This window comes from Streptomyces sp. NPDC111516 (assembly GCF_055635345.1).
On the sequence record NZ_JBVKBV010000011.1, the window covers coordinates 234,783 to 251,483 of the forward strand.

Genomic DNA, 16,701 nt, shown 5'->3' on the forward strand with positions numbered 1-16,701 from the left:
AAATCCCCTGGTCGGTACGGGCGTTGCGCCAAAGGTGGCTCTTGTAGCAGGAGCCGTTCGGGCCGCCCTCGCTCACCGCATCCTCACGGCGACGTGTGAGGGCCTGGGACCCGACGTACCTGCCTGGCGGGCACTGATGGGCCCGTTGCTCGACCGCTGGGATGGGTTTACGACGCCACCGGTGATGTCTACGGCGGCATCGGCGAATGCGCGCGGCTACGACTGGCCGCGCCGATCACAGCGGTCGGCCCAGCCGCGATCGACCCTGCCACCGGCCGACAGTTCGCCCGGCTCCTGGCCGCACCCGAGCAGGCCGCCGCCCTGCTCGGCTGGGGCGATCAGGGCTACCAACAGGCAGCCCGAGCCGCCCACCTGGCCCGCAAACAATGGGGCATCCCGCTCGCAGCACCGTCCCCCATCACGGAACTCCCCACTGCGGGAATCAATGGCGACTGGCTGCACGTACGGACGCCAACCGATCTCGCTGTCGCAGCGTCTCAGAAGGACATCCTGTGCCCACCCCTACCGTGGTTATCGTCTCCGGCCCCCCAGGGACCGGAAAGACCTATCTGGCCCGCCGGCTCGCCACCCGCCTGACTCTGCCCTGGTACAGCCGCGACGCCATCAAGGAGTCGCTGTTCGACACCCTCGGGTGGTCGGACCGCCAGCGGTCCAAAGAACTCGGTGCCGCGTCCGTGGCCGTGCTGTTCTCCCTGCTCTCCGACACACTGGGCGCCAAAACGAGCTGCCTGACGGAATCCAATTTCCGTCGGACGCGCTCAAGTTGCTGACTTTCAGCAACTCCTCGGTGCCACAGGTGCCGAAGTGGTGCAGATCCAGTGCCGCACCGACGGTGTCACCCTCCTCAATCGTTTTGCTGCCCGCTCTGCTTCCGCTGAACGGCACCCTGGCCACTGCGACGCCCAGAACATCGACGAATTCCGCGAAGAGCTGCTGGCCGGCCGCTACGAGCCCCTGGACCTGCCAGGGCCGGTACTGACCGTGGACACCACCTGCTTCGACCAGGTGGACATCGACGCTCTGGCCGCCCGAGTGTCCGCCCTGCTCCATCCCGACGCGCCGTAACCCGGCCAGGATTACCGGCCGGGTTCGCGGCTCCCTCTCTCCGCGAAAGGACCCCCTCGTGCACGCCCTACGTCTGCGAGCCCCCCAAACGTTCGAGAGTGTCCCGACGCCCCCGAACCGGAGCCGACACCCCGGGCAGGTGACGGTCCGCCTGAGCACCATGGCGCTGTGCGGCAACGACCTGCCCAAATGGCGCAGCACCGCCGACCCGTGCTCCAGCCGGATCGGTTTCCCCATCCACGAAAGCGTCGGCCACGTGGCCGACGCCAACGGCACCGATCTCAAGACCGGCCAACACGTCCTGGCGGAGAGCTACCTCGCCGACCGCGAGGCGCCCCACCCGGTGGCCGTCGATCACCTCACCGAGGCCCAGGCCAACCTGATCCAGCCGCGGACCACCGTGCTGTACGCCACCGCGAAGCTCGGCAATGTCGCCGGAACCCGCGTCACCATGCTGGGCCTGGGCCCGATCGGACGCTCTGCGCCCACGTCCTGAGCCGGCGCGGATCCCTGGTCACCGGGGTGGTTCCCGCCGCCGCAGCAAGGAGATCACCGCCGCGTTCGGCATCAGCTGCCGCCTCTAGGACAGCGCGGCCGCCTGGAGCGACACGGACGGGACCCGCGGCGCGCGTCGGCCCCGTCAACTCTCGGCGCAGCGGCCGTATTCCAGCTGCTCGTCAGGTCCGTGAACGGCCACCAGGGGAGCTGGCTGACAGGATCACTCTGTGCGGCTCTCCGGTCGTGTTCATGCCGAACTCCTCCATCAGTACGTGCGCCGCCCGATCCGCCGTCTCACCCGGCAGCTGCCCGTACTCGTACACCCGCGAGTGCAGCGACAAATCGACAAGCCGAGATCCACCTGGCCCGACCGCGCACTGCTCGCCGCACTCCTGCACCGCCTCCCCCGGGTGCAACTTCGTCGCCTTCACCTGTCGGCATCCTGCACGAGTGCCAACCCGTGGCGTGACCAGCACGGACGTGGTTCTTGACACCTACAGCGCTACGGGTGAGGAGGCGCCGTCCCCCTCCCGGACGTCGGAACACGCGACCGCCGACGGCGGACAGAGCGGCCCCGTCGAACCGCGCGACACGGCGAACTCGCGTGACGCGACGGACCCGTCCCCGCGGCCTTTGTGCTGAGCATGCCTTCCCTGGCAGGATCACATGCCCGGCCGAAGGCCGCCCGCGGGCACCGGGTGCGCCGCGGTCACCGGCCCGAGCGGTCGACCACGGCGAACCGGCACGGGGCCCGCGTGCGACGAGCGGGTCAGGCCGCCGACTTCGCGGCTGGCGCGGCGGGTGCCGCCGGCTTCGGCGCGGCCTTCTTGGGGCGCGGGATGCCGAGGGCCAGGGCGGCGCCGACGAAGACCACCACCGCGGCGATCCAGACGGCGGGCGCCATGCCGTCCACATAGCTCTGCTTCTCCGCGTAACCGCCCTTGGCCGCGAAGACACTGGCCAGGACCGCGATGCCGAGGGCGCCGCCGATCTCGCGGACGGTGGTGTTGGCGCCGGAGGCCTTGCCTATCTCCTGCGGGTGGACCGATCCCATCACCACGGTGGCGGTGGGGGCGAAGACGAGGCCCATGCCCGCGCCGGCGAGGACGAACGGCGCGATGAGCTGCCAGTCCGCGGTTCCGACCCCGGCGACCAGGTTGAACCAGCCCAGGCCGAGGCCCGAAAGGAACATGCCGAGCGCCATCAGGGGGCCTCCACCGACCCGCGCGGCGAGCTTGCCGGCGATCGGGGAGATGAACATCGGCATGATCGCCCATGGGAGCGTCCACAGGCCGGCCACGAGCGCCGAGTGGCCGCGCACCGTCTGGAGGTACTGGGCGATCAGGAACGTCGCGCCGAACATGCCGAAGTAGACGGCGAGCGACACCAGGTTCGTGAGGGTGAACGCCCTGATGCGGTAGAAGCGCAGCGGCAGCAGCGGAGCCTCCACGCGGCGCTCCCACAGCACGAACACCACGAGCAGCACGGCGGAGGCGGCGAAGGTGCCGAGGGTGCTCGCCGAGGTCCAGCCCCGGGCGTTGCCCTCGATGATCGCCCACACGAGGGCGACGACCCCCGCGGCGACCAGCAGCAGGCCGGGCGCGTCCAGCTTGGTCGGTGCGCCGTGGCTCTCGGAGATTACCTTGAGCACCAGGGGCACGGCGACGACGCCGACCGGCAGGTTGACCAGGAATATCCAGTGCCAGTCGAGGCCGGTGGTGATGGCGCCGCCGATCAGCGGGGCCAGTGCGACGGCGAGGCCGCTGATGCCGCTCCACAGGCCGATGGCGGCGCCGCGCCGCTCCGGCGGTACTCCCATGGCGAGCAGGGTCAGGGATATCGGCAGGACCGCGGCGGCGCTCATGCCCTGCAGAGCGCGGAAGAGAATGAGCAGGGCCGGGGAGGAGGCCAGTCCGCAGCCCAGGGAGGCAAGGGTGAAGGCGGTGATGCCGCTGATGAACACACGGCGACGGCCGAACCGGTCACCGAATCCGGCGGCGGCGAGCAGCAGGCCGGCGAAGCCCAGAATGTACGCGTCGGTCACCCACTGGAGCTGCTCCGGAGAAGCACCCAAGTCGGTGCGGATCGCGGTGAGCGCGTTGGTCACCAGGAGGTTGTCGAGTGCGACCATGAACATGGGCAGGGATACGGCGAAGATCACCGTCCCAAAGGAAGGGCGGGCCGGGGTACTCAATTGATCCTCCATCAGACCTCTTCTTTCTCCGACATCTTGTGGGTGTAGCGGTAGGCGGCCAGGTCCTCGGTCAGCGTCCTGATCACTTCGGCCGGGCCGGAGTTGAGGTAGAAGTGGCCCCCGGGGAACACGTGCATGCGGAAGTCCGCCGCGGTGTGCTCGGCCCAGCGCCCGGCCTCGGCCCGGGTCACCTGCGGGTCGTCGTCGCCGATGAGGGCGCTGATCGGGCAGCGCAGCGACGGGCCCTCCCGGTACGCGTACGTCTCCACCGCGGTGTAGTCGGCGCGCAGCGACGGAAGGATCATCCGCAGGATCTCCTCGTCCTCCAGCAGGGCGGAGTCCGTGCCATTCAGCCTGCGGATCTCGGCGATCAAGCCGGCGTCGTCCCGCAGATGAACCGTTTCGTCGCGTACGGTCCGCGGCGCGCGCCGGCCGGAGACGATCAGGCCGAGCAGACGCGCGTCGGACTCCTGCTCCATCCGGCGTGCCGTCTCGAACGCGAGCGTGGCCCCCATGCTGTGTCCGAAGAAGACCAGCGAGCGGGCGGTCCGGGTGTTCAGCGCCTGGAAGATGCCGTCGACAAGTTGGTCGATGCTGTCGAGGCCCCGCTCGGACCTGCGGTCCTGCCGCCCCGGGTACTGCAGGGACAGCACTTCGACGCCGGGAGAGAGCGCCGTCGACAATGGTTGGAAGTAGCTGGCGGCGCCACCGGCATGCGGGAAGGCGACCAGGGTCAGGTCGGCGTCGGGTGCGGGGTGGTACTGCCTGAGCCAGAGGTCACTCAGGGCGTGGTGGTCAGCCATGTCGCGTCCTTTTCTCTTTCGGTCGTTCCGCCGTACCGAGGTCGGCGGGCCCACCGACCGGGACGGTCACCGCTGTCAGCACCAGGCCCCGCCCACTGCCCATCGCCCCGCAAACCCGGCCGGAGCAAGTCCGTTCACCCGCGGCAGGGGGACGAGGAGGCGCCCCGTGAAGCGTCCGTCCCCTCCCAGCTCGATCCGGGCTTCGTCGAAACCGAGCGGACTCCGTGCAAGCAGGAACCATACCTTGAAGATCGACTCCTTAGCACTGAAAAGCAGTCGGTCCCAGTTGATCTCCGGCCTGTACGAGGCGAGTTGGGCGATGTGCGTCCGCTCCTCGGGCAACGCGACCGCCTCCAGGACTCCGTCCGGCAGCGGGGCGTGCGGCTCCGCGTCGATGCCGAGGCCGAGCAGATCCGTGCGGCGTGCCACGGCGGCGGCCCGGAACGACGCGCAGTGCGTGAGGCTGCCGACGATCCCGTCGGGCCAGCGCGGCTCGCCGCGCGGACCGGACACGATCGGCCCCGGCGGGACACCGAGGTCGGCGAGCGCGAGGCGGGCACAGTGCCGGCCGGTGGCGAACTCCGCCCGCCGGGATGGCACGGAATCCGCCACCAGTGCCTCCTCCTCCAGGAATAGCACCGTGTCCACCGGGTCGTAGTGCGAGGTGGCCCACGCCAAGTTCGGCGGCAGGATCGCGCCGATCACTCCTCCCCCTCCGCTCTCAGCACGTCGCGCAGCACGCCGCGGGGCAGGCCGCGGGGCAGGCCGCGGGGCAGGCCGCGCACGCGTCGCTCGCGCGGATAGCCGATGGACACCTCGTCGAACCGGACGCCGTCGTGGTGGGTGGTACGCGGAATGTGCAGATGCCCGTACACGACAGCGGCGGCACGGTAGCGCCGGTGCCAGTCGGCGGTCAGGGTGGTCCCGCACCACTGCGCGAACTGCGGGTGGCGCAGCAGCTCGGTGTCCTTCCTCACCAGAGTGGAGGAGGAGCTCGTCCGTGCAGACCACGCCCGTGTCGTAGGCGTGGGCGAGGGACTGCTCCTTGGAGAGGCCGGGCAGGCGGAAGGAGTAGTCGTACAGGACGAACAGCGGTGCCACGACGACCGGTCCGCCCGCGCCCGTCCACACCGGGTAGAGGTCCTCCGGGGTCAGCACGCCGAGCCGGCGGCAGACCTCCACCAGATGCCGGTATCGTTCCTCGCCGCGCAACTGGACGGGGTCGTCCTTGGGGGTCCACAGCTCGTGGTTGCCGGGTGCCCACACCACCCGTGCGAAGCGCCGGCTGAGCAGGCCGAGCGCCCATTCGATCTCGGCCGCCGTCTCGCTGACGTCCCCGGCCACGATCAGCCAGTCGCCGGGCGAGCGGGGGAGGATCTGCTCCCGCAGGAACGCGCGGTTCTCCTCGTGGGCGATGTGCAGGTCCGACACGGCGAGCAGTCGGGCGGGCAGGTCACCGGGGCCGGTCATCCGCGCGTCTCCCGTCCGCGCAGCCAGCCGTCGAGGGCGGCGGCCGTGGTCGCGGCGTCGGCTCCCAGGAGGGAGAAGTGGTCGCCCGGGGCGGGCAGTTCGCAGTCGGCGTGCTCCCAACCGTCGGGTGCGTCACGCCGGTCGGCGGGACGCCCTTCGCCGGCGGCTGTGGCGCGCAGCAGCAGTGTCGGCGCCGCCGCCTGCTCGGGGGTCCAGTCGGCGAACACGCGCAGATAGCCGCCCATGGCGAGCAGCCCGGCATCGGTCGGCGGCACGAAGGCGTTCCCGCCGTCGCCCGCGATGTCGAGGAGCCGGCCGGTGAGAACGGACAGGCTGTGGCCGTCCTCGGTACGCGCGTACGTGTCGAGCAGCACCACGGCCGCGGGCGCGGTCCCGCGCGCAACGAGCTCCCGGGCGACGGCGTGCGCGACCCAGCCGCCCGAGGAGTGTCCGAGGAGGATCGTGGGTGTGCCGCCCGAGGCCTCCGCCACGGCATCGGCCTGGGCTTCGACCAGCGACCGCCAGGTGCGCGGCAGGGGCCCCTCGCCGCCCGTGAACCCCGGGTGGGGCAGAACGGCGAGGCCGCGGGTACCGAGAAGGGCCGAGGCGAGGCCCAGGTACTCGTGGGGCCCCGACACCGCGCCGAGGGAAGGGAAGGCGAGGATGCCGGGCAGTTCGCCCTCCGGGGCGAGCCGCACCGGGGCCGGCCAGGAAGCCACCTCGTCCCGGCCGCCGAACTCCGGCAGCAACCGGGAGGCCGCCATCAGCAGTTGTGCGCCCTCGGCGGTGCGCTCCTGTCCGTGGGCGGTGCGGAGCAGGTGCAGGAGTGTGTCACCGTCCGGCCGCGGCGCGGGGCGGCCCGGCCGGGAGTCGGCGTCGAGCAGGGTGCCCAGATGGCGGGCCATCCGGGCGACGGACGGGTGGTCGAACACCGCTGCGGGCGGCAGACCGATCCCGGTGGCCGTCTCCAGGTGGCGGACCAACTGGAGGGCGGTCAGGGACTGGAAGCCCAGCTCGGTGAAGGAGCGTTCCACCGGCAGGTCGTCGGGACGCGCGTGCCCGAGGGCCGCGGAGGCGTGCGCGCGCACCAGGGCGGCCAGGGCGGCCTCCCGGTCCTCGGCGGGCATCCGGGCGAGCCGGTCGCGCAGCGGAATGCCGCCCGTGGCCTCCTCGTTGACCGCCCGGCGCAGCGGCGCGGGGGCCAGGCCCCGCAGCAGCGCCGGTACGTCGGTGCCGGAGGCGCTCAGCCCCGCGAGGTCCGGACGGGCCCCGACGAGGATGTCACCGGTGGCGAGGGCGGCGTCGAGCAGCAGGAGGCCCGCGGCGGGCCGGAGCACCGCCAGGCCGGGCGGGATGCCGTCCGGGGTGTCGCCCGCCGGGCCGGGTGCGGCGGGTCGAAGGCCGTCGTCGGTGCCCCACGCGGCCAGGGCCGTGGGAAGGCCGGAGGCCAGGCGCTGCCGGGCGAGGGCGAGGAGGAAGGCGCCGAGGACCGCGCTGTGTCCGCGGCCTTCGGGGCCGGGGGCGCCGAGGGCACCGAGCGGAGTGGCGAGGGCGAGCAGGGGCCGCTGCCCGGAGTCGCCGGGAAGGCCGGAGAGCCGGTGCAGGGCGAGAACGGCGTCGATCTCTGCGCCGAGGACGGTGTCGTCGGTGGCCGCCCCACCCGCCCCGGCGAGGTGCAGCAGCATCGTCGGCGACTCGTCGGCAAGGCCTGCGCCGGGGCCGGTGGCGCGCACCTGGCTGTCGGGGGCGGCGTCGCGCAGGGCTTCGAGAAGGGACGCGTCGGGGCTGCCGCCGATCAGCAGCCGACCGGCGCCGTGCCGGACCGCGAGGTGGCGGACGACCTGGTCGGCCCGTCGGCCGGCCAGTGCGCCGGTGAGCAGGACGGTGGGGTGCCCGGTCCCGCTCCCGGTCACGTCGACGGGGGCGGACCGCGCCAGGCGGCGGGCGTACATCACGCCGTCCCGGAAGGCGAGTTCGGGCTCACCCGTGGCCAGAGCCTGGGGCAGCGCCTTCCGGCTCGCCTCGCTGTCGTCCAGGTCGACGAGGACGAGGTGGTCGCCCTGGCCACCGGGGGTGGACCGCAAGGCCCGGACCAGACCCCGTACGGCCGCGCCGACGAGGTCGGTGACGGTCTCCCCGGGCAGCACGGACTCGGCGCCGCGGGTGACGACGACGAGGCGGGCGCCCGCCAGGCGGTCGTCGAGGAGCCGCCGGGTCCGGGAGACGGCGTCGCGTACCGCGTCGCCGGTGACCGGTCCGGCCGGGGGCGGGACGGGAACGAGCACCGCCTCGGGCAGTCCCGGGCCCGACGCGGCGACGCCGAGCAGGGCGGCCGGGTCCACGTAGTGGTCGGTCCCCAGGCCCGCCTGCCGCCATTCCTCGGCCTGCGCGCCGTCGGCGCCGAGCAGCGCCCAGCTCCGGGGGGCGGAGGCCGTTCCCGCCGGTTCCCCCACGGCCTCCCAGACCAGGCGCAGAGCCGTGGCGGGACCGGCCGTCGGGCCGGGCGCACCGGCGGCCGGGGCGGTGCGGACGGCTCCGGCCGACGCGACAGGACGTCCGGCGGCGTCGGCCATCTGCACGGCCACCGTGCCGGTCCCGCCGAGAACGGCTCGTACCCGGAGGGACCGGGCTCCGGTCGCGTGCGTCTCGACCGCGTGCCAGGACCGCGCGAGCAGCGGGCCGTCCCCCGGGCCGGTGTCGCTGCCCGTTTCCGGGGCGGCGGCCAGGGCCGGGTGGAGTGCGGCGTCCAGGAGTACGGGGTGCAGGGCGAAGGCGTCGGCCTCGTCGTGGAGTTCGGCGTCGAGCGCCACCTCGGCGAAGAACTCGTCGTCGCGCCGCCAGGCCGCCGTGACGCTCCGCAGCACCGGACCGTGGCGGTGCCCGGCGTCGGCCAGCCGCTCGTACAGCTCCTCCGGGGGCAGCGGGTGGGCCCCGGCGGGCGGCCAGACGGCGAGGTCGAAGGCGACCAGGTCCTGCTGCGCGGGGGCGAGCTCGGCCGTCAGCAGAGCGGTCCACGGCTCGTCGTCGCCGTCGGTGCCGCGGGCCGGCCGGGACGCCGCGGTGAGCCGGCGCCGGCCGCCGGAGTCCGGGGCCTGAAGGAGCCATTGGAGTTCGAGGCCCCCGTGCCGGGGAAGCACCGGCAGGGTCTCCACGGTGAGCTCCTCGACGCGCGGGCGGTCCACTCTGCCGCCGATCGCGAGGGCCGCCTCGACGAACACCGACGCGGGCACGGTCGTGTTGCCGAACACGGTGTGCTCGGCGAGCCAGGGACGGGTGCGCGGTGCGAGCGTGCCGGTGAACAGCAGCGCTCCGGTCTCGGACAGTTCCAGGTACGAACCGGCCAGCGGGTGACCGGTCGCGCGCGTCCCCGGCGCCCCGATGCCGCTCGTCCCCGTCGCTCCGCCCTGCAGCCAGTACGGCCGGTGCTGGAAGGCGTACGTCGGCAGGTCGACCAGCCGGGGCCGGTACGGCTCGAAGACGGCGCTCCAGTCGACCGGGCCGCCCTGGACGTGGAGTTCGGCGGCCGACTCCAGGAAGCGGTCGAGGCCGCCGCGGTCCCGCCGCAGCGACTCGACCACCGCCGCGCGCCGGCCGGATCCGAGCGTCTCGCTGACGCCCAGGGTGAGCACCGGGTGGGGGCTCACCTCGACGAAGAAGCGGTGCCCGTCGGAGACGAGGTCCCGCACCGACTGCTCGAACTGCACGGTTTGACGCAGGTTCTGGTACCAGTACTCCGCGTCGAGCAGCGGCTCGTCCACCACCGCGCCGGTCACCGTGGAGTACAGGGGCAGGCTCGGCGCCAGGGGTCTGACCGGTGCGAGCACCTCAAGGAGGCGCTGCCTGATCGACTCGACCTGGGGCGAGTGCGAGGCGTAGTCCACCGGGATGCGGCGGGCCCGGACGCCCTCGGCCCCGTACCGGGCGAGGAGTTCGTCCAGCTCTTCGGTCCCGCCCGCGACGACGGTGGAGTCCGGCCCGTTGACGGTGGCGACGGCCAGCCGGTCCCCGTACGGACGCAGGTCCTCGGCCACGCGTGACGCGGTCAGGGAGACGGACAGCATCCCGCCGCGGCCGGACAGTTCGGTCAGCACCTTGCTCCGGCGGGCCACCACGAGCGCGGCGTCCTCCAGGGAGAGCGCGCCCGCCACGCAGGCCGCGGCGATCTCGCCCTGCGAGTGGCCGACGACCGCGTCCGGCTCGACGCCGTACGACTGCCATAGGGCGGCGAGCGACACCATCATGGCGAAGAGCGCGGGCTGCACGACGTCCACCCGGTCGAGGCCCGGTCCCCCGGGAACGCCGTGCAGCACGTCGAGCAGCGACCAGTCGACGTGCGGGGCAAGGGCGTCGGCGCACGCGTGCATCCGATCGCGGAAGACCGGGGAGTCCCGCAGCAGTTCGACGGCCATGCCGGCCCACTGGGTGCCCTGGCCGGGGAAGACGAAGACGACTCCGCCGTCCGCCCCGGTGCCGGCGGTGCCGGTGACGAGTCCGGCGAGGTCGGCGCCCGCCTCTCCGCCGGCGAGGGCGTCCAGACGCTCCCGGAACTCGTCGGGGCGCGTGCCGAGCAGCACGGCCCGGTGTCCGAAGGTCGAGCGCCCGGTGGCCAGCGAGAAGCCGATGTCCCGGGGGTCCGCCTCCGGCCGGCCGTCCAGATGGGCCCGCAGGCGTTCGGCCTGGGCGCGCAGCGCCTCCTCGCTGTGCGCGGAGAGCGGCCAGGCCAGCACCGGGGCGGCGTCCGCGTACTCGGGTGCGGTGTCGGGGGCAGTCCGGCCGGGCACCGCCGGGTCGGCCGCCGGTGCCTCCTCGACGATCACGTGGGCGTTGGTGCCGCTCATGCCGAAGGAGGACAGCCCGGCACGCCGGGGCTCCCCCGACCGCGGCCACGGCCGCTCCTCGGTGAGCAGGGAGACGGCGCCCGCCGTCCAGTCCACCTGGGACGACGGTGTGTCGACGTGCAGGGTGCGCGGCAGCGTCCCGTGGCGCATGGCCATGACCATCTTGATGACACTCGCCACGCCCGCGGCGGCCTGCGTGTGCCCGATGTTCGACTTGATCGACCCCAGCCACAGCGGACGGTCCTCCGACCGCCCCTGCCCGTAGGTGGCCAGGAGTGCCTGGGCCTCGATCGGGTCCCCCAGCTTCGTGCCCGTCCCGTGGGCCTCGACCGCGTCCACGTCCGACGCCGTGAGCCCCGCGCTCCGCAGCGCCTGGCGGATGACCTGCTGCTGGGACCGTCCGCTCGGTGCGGTCAGGCCGTTGCTCGCCCCGTCCTGGTTGACGGCCGAACCCCGCACCACCGCCAGTACCCGGTGGCCGTTGTGCACCGCGTCCGACAGCCGCTCCACGAGCAGCATGCCCACGCCCTCGCCCCAGCTCGTACCGTCGGCGCCCTCGGCGAAGGACTTGCACCGGCCGTCGGGCGCGAGGCCGCGCTGTCGGCTGAACTCCACGAACGGGCCCGGGGACGACATGACCGTGACGCCGCCGGCGAGCGCCATGGTGCACTCGCCGCGGCGCAGGGACTGCACCGCCTGGTGCAGCGCCACCAGCGACGACGAACACGCCGTGTCCACCGTCACCGCAGGACCCTCAAGCCCCAGCACGTAGGAGATGCGCCCCGAGGCGACGCTGCCCGCCGTGCCGGTGCTGAGGTAGCCGCCGAGGCCTTCTGGCACGGCGGACAGCCTGGACGCGTAGTCGTGGTGGATGACCCCGGCGAACACGCCGACCGCCGTACCGCGCACCGAGTCGGGAGTGATGGACGCGTCCTCGAACGCCTCCCAGGCGGTTTCCAGGAGCAGCCGCTGCTGGGAGTCCATCGCCAGCGCCTCACGTGGCGAGATCCGGAAGAAGTCGGCGTCGAAGTCGACCGCCTCGTGCAGGAAGCCGCCCTTGCGCACGTACGAGGTGCCCGCCCTGCCCGGGTCGTCGTCGAACAGGGCGTCGACGTCCCAGCCCCTATTGGTGGGGAAGTCCGTCATCGCGTCCCCGCCGCGAGCCACCAGCTCCCACAGGTCCCGCGGGGATCGCACACCGCCGGGGAAGCGGCAGCTCATGCCGACGATCGCGATCGGCTCGCGCTCCTTGGCCTCGACCTCGCTCAGGCGGTTCCGGCTCTCGCGCAGATCGGCAGTGGCTCGCTTCAGGTAGTCGAGCAGTTTGGCTTCGTTGGTCTGGGTGATCGTGTCGGCGTTCGTCACGTGGGTTTGCTCCATGGGAAGTTCACTGGCACGCAGGGCCAGGACGGCACGGCCGGGGCACTGGGGTTCAGAGGGTGCCGAGTTCGTTGTCGAGCAGGTTGAAGATCTCCTCCGCGGTCGCCGACTCGATGTCGGTGTCCCCGGCCGGTTCGGCGCCAGTGGTGGTACGGGCCGTCCAGTCCGCGACCAGTGCCCGCAGACGCACGGTCACGGCGGCTTCGTCGGCCGCGTCGAGCGAGCCGGCCGAGCCGAGCGAGCCGAGGACGGACTCGAGCCGTTCAACCTCCCGGAGGACGGACCGGCCCATGTCCGCCTCCTGCTCCTGGTCACCGTTCTGGTCGCCGAACTCCTCCCGCAGCCGCTCGGCCAGGGCGACCGGCGTCGGGTAGTCGAAGAGCAGCGTCGGAGGCAGCCGCAGCCCGGTGGCCGCGGCGACCCGGTTGCGCAGTTCAAGGGCGGTCAGGGAGTCGATGCCCATGTCCTTGAACGGACGTGCGACGTCGACCAGGTCCGGCGACGCCTGTCCGAAGACGACCGCCGTGTTCTCCCGTACGAGTTCCAGGAGTGCGCGGTCGCGCGCCGCCCTGGACAGCCCGGCGAGCCGCTCGGCGGGCGGGACCGTGTCGGGGCTGTCCGCGGCCATCGCCACGACCCGCCGCCCCGGCGCCGCCGCCCGGACCAGATCGCGCAGCAGCGGCGGGACCGGCCCGGCCGCCCCGCGCAGCCCGGCCAGGTCGAGCCGGGCCGGCAGCAGGACGGCGGAGCCGTCGGCGTAAGCGGTGTCGAACAACGCCACGCCCTCCTCGGAGCTGATCGCCGGGGCGCCCGCCCGCCCGGTACGGCTCCGCCCGGCGTCTCCCAGGTGCGCGGTCATGCCGCTGGACTCCTCCCACAGCCCCCAGGCCAGCGAGGTCGCCGGCAGGCCCTGCGCACGGCGGTGCTGCGCCAACGCGTCGAGCAGCGCGTTGGCGGCGGCGTAGTTGGCCTGACCGGGATTGCCGAAGACCCCTGCCGCGGACGAGAAGAGGACGAACGCCGACAGGTCGAGGTCGCGGGTGAGCTCGTGCAGGGCGAGCGCCGCCTCGGCCTTGGGCCGCAGCACTGTCGCCAGCCGCTGCTCGGTCAGGGAGGAGACGATGCCGTCGTCGAGGACACCGGCCGTGTGGACGACCGCCGTGAGCGGGTGGTCCGCCGGAATGGACGACAGAAGCCCGCCGAGCGCCGCCCGGTCGCCGACGTCGCACGCGGCGATCTCGACGCTCGCGCCCAGCGCGGTCAGCTCCCGCTCCAGCGCGGACGCCCCGGCCGCGTCCCGGCCGCGCCGGGACGTCAGCAGCAGCCTGCGTACCCCGTGCCGCGTCACCAGGTGACGGGCCATGAGCGCACCCAGCGTGCCGGTGCCGCCCGTGATCAGGACGGTGCCCAGCGGGTCCGGCTGGGCCGGCACGGTCAGCACGACCTTGCCGACGTGCCGGGCCTGGCTGACGTGGCGGAAGGCGTCCTTCGCGCGCCGGACGTCCCAGACCGTCACCGGCAGGGGCTCCAGCGCCCCGCTCTCGAACAGCTCGACGAGGGCGGCCAGCATCTCGCCGATCCGCTCCGGCCCGGCGTCCACCAGGTCGAACGCCTGGTACGCGACACCGGTGTGCCGGGCCGCGATCTCCTCGGGTACCCGGATGTCGGTCTTGCCCATCTCCAGGAACCGGCCGCCACGGGGCAGCAGGCGCAGCGAGGCGTCCACGAACTCGCGCGCGAGCGAGTCGAGGACGATGTCCATGCCACGGCCGTCGGTGGCGTCGAGGAACCCGCGCTCGAAGTCGAGGGTGCGGGAGTTGGCGATGTGCGCGTCGTCCAGCCCCATGGTCCGCAGCGTCGGCCACTTGCCGGTGCTCGCCGTGCTGTACACCTCCAGGCCCATGTGCCGCGCCAGTTGCACGGCCGCCATGCCGACACCGCCCGCGGCGGCGTGGATCAGCACGGACTCGCCGCGCCGGGCGCGGGCCAGGTCCACGAGGGCGTAGTACGCCGTCATGAACACGATGGGCGTGGCGGCGGCCTGGGCGAACGTCCAGTCCTTGGGGATGCGGTGGACCGTGCGGCTGTCCGCGACCACGGTTGGACCGAACGCGCCGTCGAAGATGCCCATGACCCGGTCGCCCGGACGCACATGGGTCACCGACGGACCGACCTCCAGAACCACGCCCGCGCCCTCGCCGCCCAACACGAAGTCACCCGGGTAGAGCCCGAGGGTGAGCATCACGTCGCGGAAGTTCAGGCCGGCGGCCCGGACGCCGATCCGGACCTGCCCGGCCGCCAGCGGGGCGGCCGCCTCCGGGGCCGCGACCAGCGCCAGGTTCTCCAGCGTGCCCCGGCCGACCACGTCGAGCCGCCAGGCGGCCTCCTCGGCCGGCGGCACCAGGGCGTCTCCGGCTCGGGCCCTGGCCAGGCGCGGTACGAGGACCGCACCGCCGCGCAGCGCGAACTGGCTCTCGTCGGTGGCCAGGAGAGCTGGCAGGAGGGCGGGCAGGACGCTGGTGGTCGCCGACAGGGAGCCGCCGTCGCCGGTGCCGACGGCGGCGCGGACGTCCCCGTCGGTGCCCGCGTACGCGTGGGTATCGGTACCTGCGTACGCGTCGGTGTCTTCGTAGGCGTCGACGTCTGCGTAGCCGGCGACGTCCATGTCGGTGTCGACCAGGACGATCCTGCCCGGGTTCTCGGCCTGGGCCGAACGCACCAGGCCCCAGACGGCGGCCGCGGCCAGGCCCCGTACGGGCTCCTCGGCCCGGGTGGTGACCGCGCCCGAGGTCACGAGCACCAGCCGGGAGGCGGCGAACCGCTCGTCGGCCAGCCAGGAGGTGACGCTCCGCAGGGCGTCGCCGACCACCGTGCGCACCCGCTCGGCCTCGTCGCCGTCACCCCGGTCCGGGATCGTGCCCGGGCAGGGCAGGACCACGACCGCGGGTACCGAGGCGGCGAGGGCGTCGAGGTCCTCGTACGTCCGGACGCCGGGGGCCGAGGATGCCAGGGCGCGGAAGAGGGGGGAAGCGCCGGAGCCCAGCAGCGCCCAGTCGAGGGCGGGCGGGGTCGTGTCCGGGACGGCCGACTCGGCCCAGTCGAGCCGGAAGAGCGCGTCGCGCAGGCCGGGCGTCTCCCCACCGCCCCCGAGTCGGTCACCGGGGACGGCGCGCAGGACGAGTCCGTCGACCGTGGCCACAGGGCGGCCTGCGGTGTCGGCCAGCGTCAGCCCGACGCTGTCCGTACCGGCCGGGGCGATCCGCACCCGCAGCGAGGACGCCCCCACCGCGTACAGCGACACACCGGACCACACGAAGGGCAGCCGCGCCCCCGATCCGTCGTCCGAGACGAACGAACCGAGACCGATCGCGTGCAACGCCGCGTCCAGCAGCGCCGGATGCAGCCCGTACTGGCCTGCTTCCTGCGCCGCCTCTTCCGGCAGAGCCACCTCGGCGAAGATCTCGTCACCGAGCCGCCACGCCGAACGGACACCCCGGAAGACCTCTCCGTAGGCGAGCCCCGCCTCGGCCAGCGACTCGTACAGACCACCGGTCTCCACGGCCTCGGCCCCCGTCGGAGGCCACACGGAGAGACCGGCTCCGGCGTCCTCGGCGGGGCGGGCAGCGGAGGAGAGCTCGCCGGTGCAGTGCCGGACCCAGGGCATGTCCTCGGCGGCGTCCTCCGCGCGGGAGAACAGACTCACCGCGCGAAGCCCGCCCACGTCCGGTGCCTCGACCAGCACGCGCAACTGCACCCCGCCGTCCTCGTGGAGCGCGAGCGGGGACTCCAGGGTGAGTTCCTCCAGCGTGCCGCAGCCCACCTCGTCACCGGCGCGGACCGCCAGCTCCACCAGGGCGGCACCGGGGACGATGAGTCCGCCATGTACGCGATGGTCGGCGAGCCAGCGGTGCGAGCGCAACGACAGGCGGGCCGTGAAGAGGAAACCTTCGCTGTCGGGCAGCGAGATCGCGGCACCCAGCAGAGGGTGACCGGCCGGCTTCAGACCGACCGACACGACATCGTGCGAGGACGAGTCCTCGGCAGCGTCCTCCAGCCAGAAACGCTGCCGTTGGAAGGCGTAGGTGGGCAGATCGACGCGCGTGGCGCCCGACTCGGTGAAGAAGGTGTCCCAGTCGACCGACGCGCCGCGGAGTGCTTCCCAGTCCAAGTCGACACCGCAGCGATGCAGTTCGGAGACCGCCGTGGTGAGGGTGCGCGCCTCGGGACGTTCGCGGCGCAGGGCGGGGACGATGACGGCGGTGCTGTCCTCGGCCAGGATCTGCTGGATCATGGCGGTGAGCACGCCATCGGGACCGAGTTCGAGGTATGCCGTCGCGCCTTCGGCTTCCAGGGTCTGCACCGCATCCGCGAACCGGACAGCCTCACGGACATGCCGCACCCAGTACTCCGGCGAGCACACCTCCTCCGACAC

8 protein-coding genes and 1 pseudogene are annotated in these 16,701 nt (G+C 73.2%); 3 read left to right on the forward strand and 6 right to left on the reverse strand.

Annotated elements, in window-relative coordinates; all coding sequences use genetic code 11:
- Positions 1-512 precede the first annotated feature (512 nt).
- From ACZ7L9_RS22235 to ACZ7L9_RS22245, 3 genes are all read left to right on the forward strand, one after another.
- Positions 513-791, forward strand: a complete 279-nt coding sequence (locus ACZ7L9_RS22235) for a P-loop nucleotide/nucleoside kinase family protein (protein WP_471417297.1) — start codon at positions 513-515, stop codon at positions 789-791.
- Between the two features lie 34 nt (positions 792-825).
- Positions 826-1,086 carry a hypothetical protein gene (locus ACZ7L9_RS22240; protein ID WP_471417299.1) on the forward strand — a complete coding sequence of 87 codons (261 nt, stop codon included), beginning with the start codon at positions 826-828 and terminating at the stop codon, positions 1,084-1,086.
- A gap of 139 nt (positions 1,087-1,225) precedes the next feature.
- Positions 1,226-1,582: an MDR/zinc-dependent alcohol dehydrogenase-like family protein gene (locus ACZ7L9_RS22245; RefSeq protein WP_471417301.1), complete on the forward strand. Its 357-nt coding sequence runs from the start codon at positions 1,226-1,228 to the stop codon at positions 1,580-1,582.
- A 771-nt stretch (positions 1,583-2,353) separates the two neighbouring features.
- Here ACZ7L9_RS22245 and ACZ7L9_RS22250 read toward each other — a convergent pair.
- From ACZ7L9_RS22250 to ACZ7L9_RS22275, 6 genes and pseudogenes are all read right to left on the reverse strand, one after another.
- Positions 2,354-3,778: a DHA2 family efflux MFS transporter permease subunit gene (locus ACZ7L9_RS22250; RefSeq protein ID WP_471417303.1), complete on the reverse strand. Its 1,425-nt coding sequence runs from the start codon at positions 3,776-3,778 to the stop codon at positions 2,354-2,356.
- A gap of 11 nt (positions 3,779-3,789) precedes the next feature.
- On the reverse strand, positions 3,790-4,581 hold the full coding sequence (locus tag ACZ7L9_RS22255) for a thioesterase II family protein (RefSeq protein ID WP_471417305.1): 792 nt from the start codon (positions 4,579-4,581) through the stop codon (positions 3,790-3,792).
- Positions 4,582-4,656: 75 nt separating this feature from the next.
- Positions 4,657-5,286 (reverse strand): 4'-phosphopantetheinyl transferase family protein, encoded by a 630-nt coding sequence (locus tag ACZ7L9_RS22260; RefSeq protein WP_471417307.1) that lies wholly within the window; start codon positions 5,284-5,286, stop codon positions 4,657-4,659.
- Positions 5,283-6,051: pseudogene (locus ACZ7L9_RS22265) on the reverse strand (metallophosphoesterase family protein). Before ACZ7L9_RS22265 ends, ACZ7L9_RS22260 begins: the two are co-directional and overlap by 4 nt.
- Positions 6,048-12,236: an acyltransferase domain-containing protein gene (locus tag ACZ7L9_RS22270; RefSeq protein WP_471417323.1), complete on the reverse strand. Its 6,189-nt coding sequence runs from the start codon at positions 12,234-12,236 to the stop codon at positions 6,048-6,050. The pseudogene ACZ7L9_RS22265 and the gene ACZ7L9_RS22270 overlap by 4 nt, the downstream one beginning before the upstream one ends.
- A gap of 85 nt (positions 12,237-12,321) precedes the next feature.
- Positions 12,322-16,701: SDR family NAD(P)-dependent oxidoreductase (locus ACZ7L9_RS22275; RefSeq protein ID WP_471417309.1), on the reverse strand; the 4,380-nt coding region annotated here is incomplete at its 5' end.

Excerpts from the sequence above, each read along its gene's own strand:
- ACZ7L9_RS22255 (WP_471417305.1), bottom strand. The coding sequence starts at position 4,581 with ATGGCTGACCACCACGCCCTGAGTGACCTCTGGCTCAGGCAGTACCAC.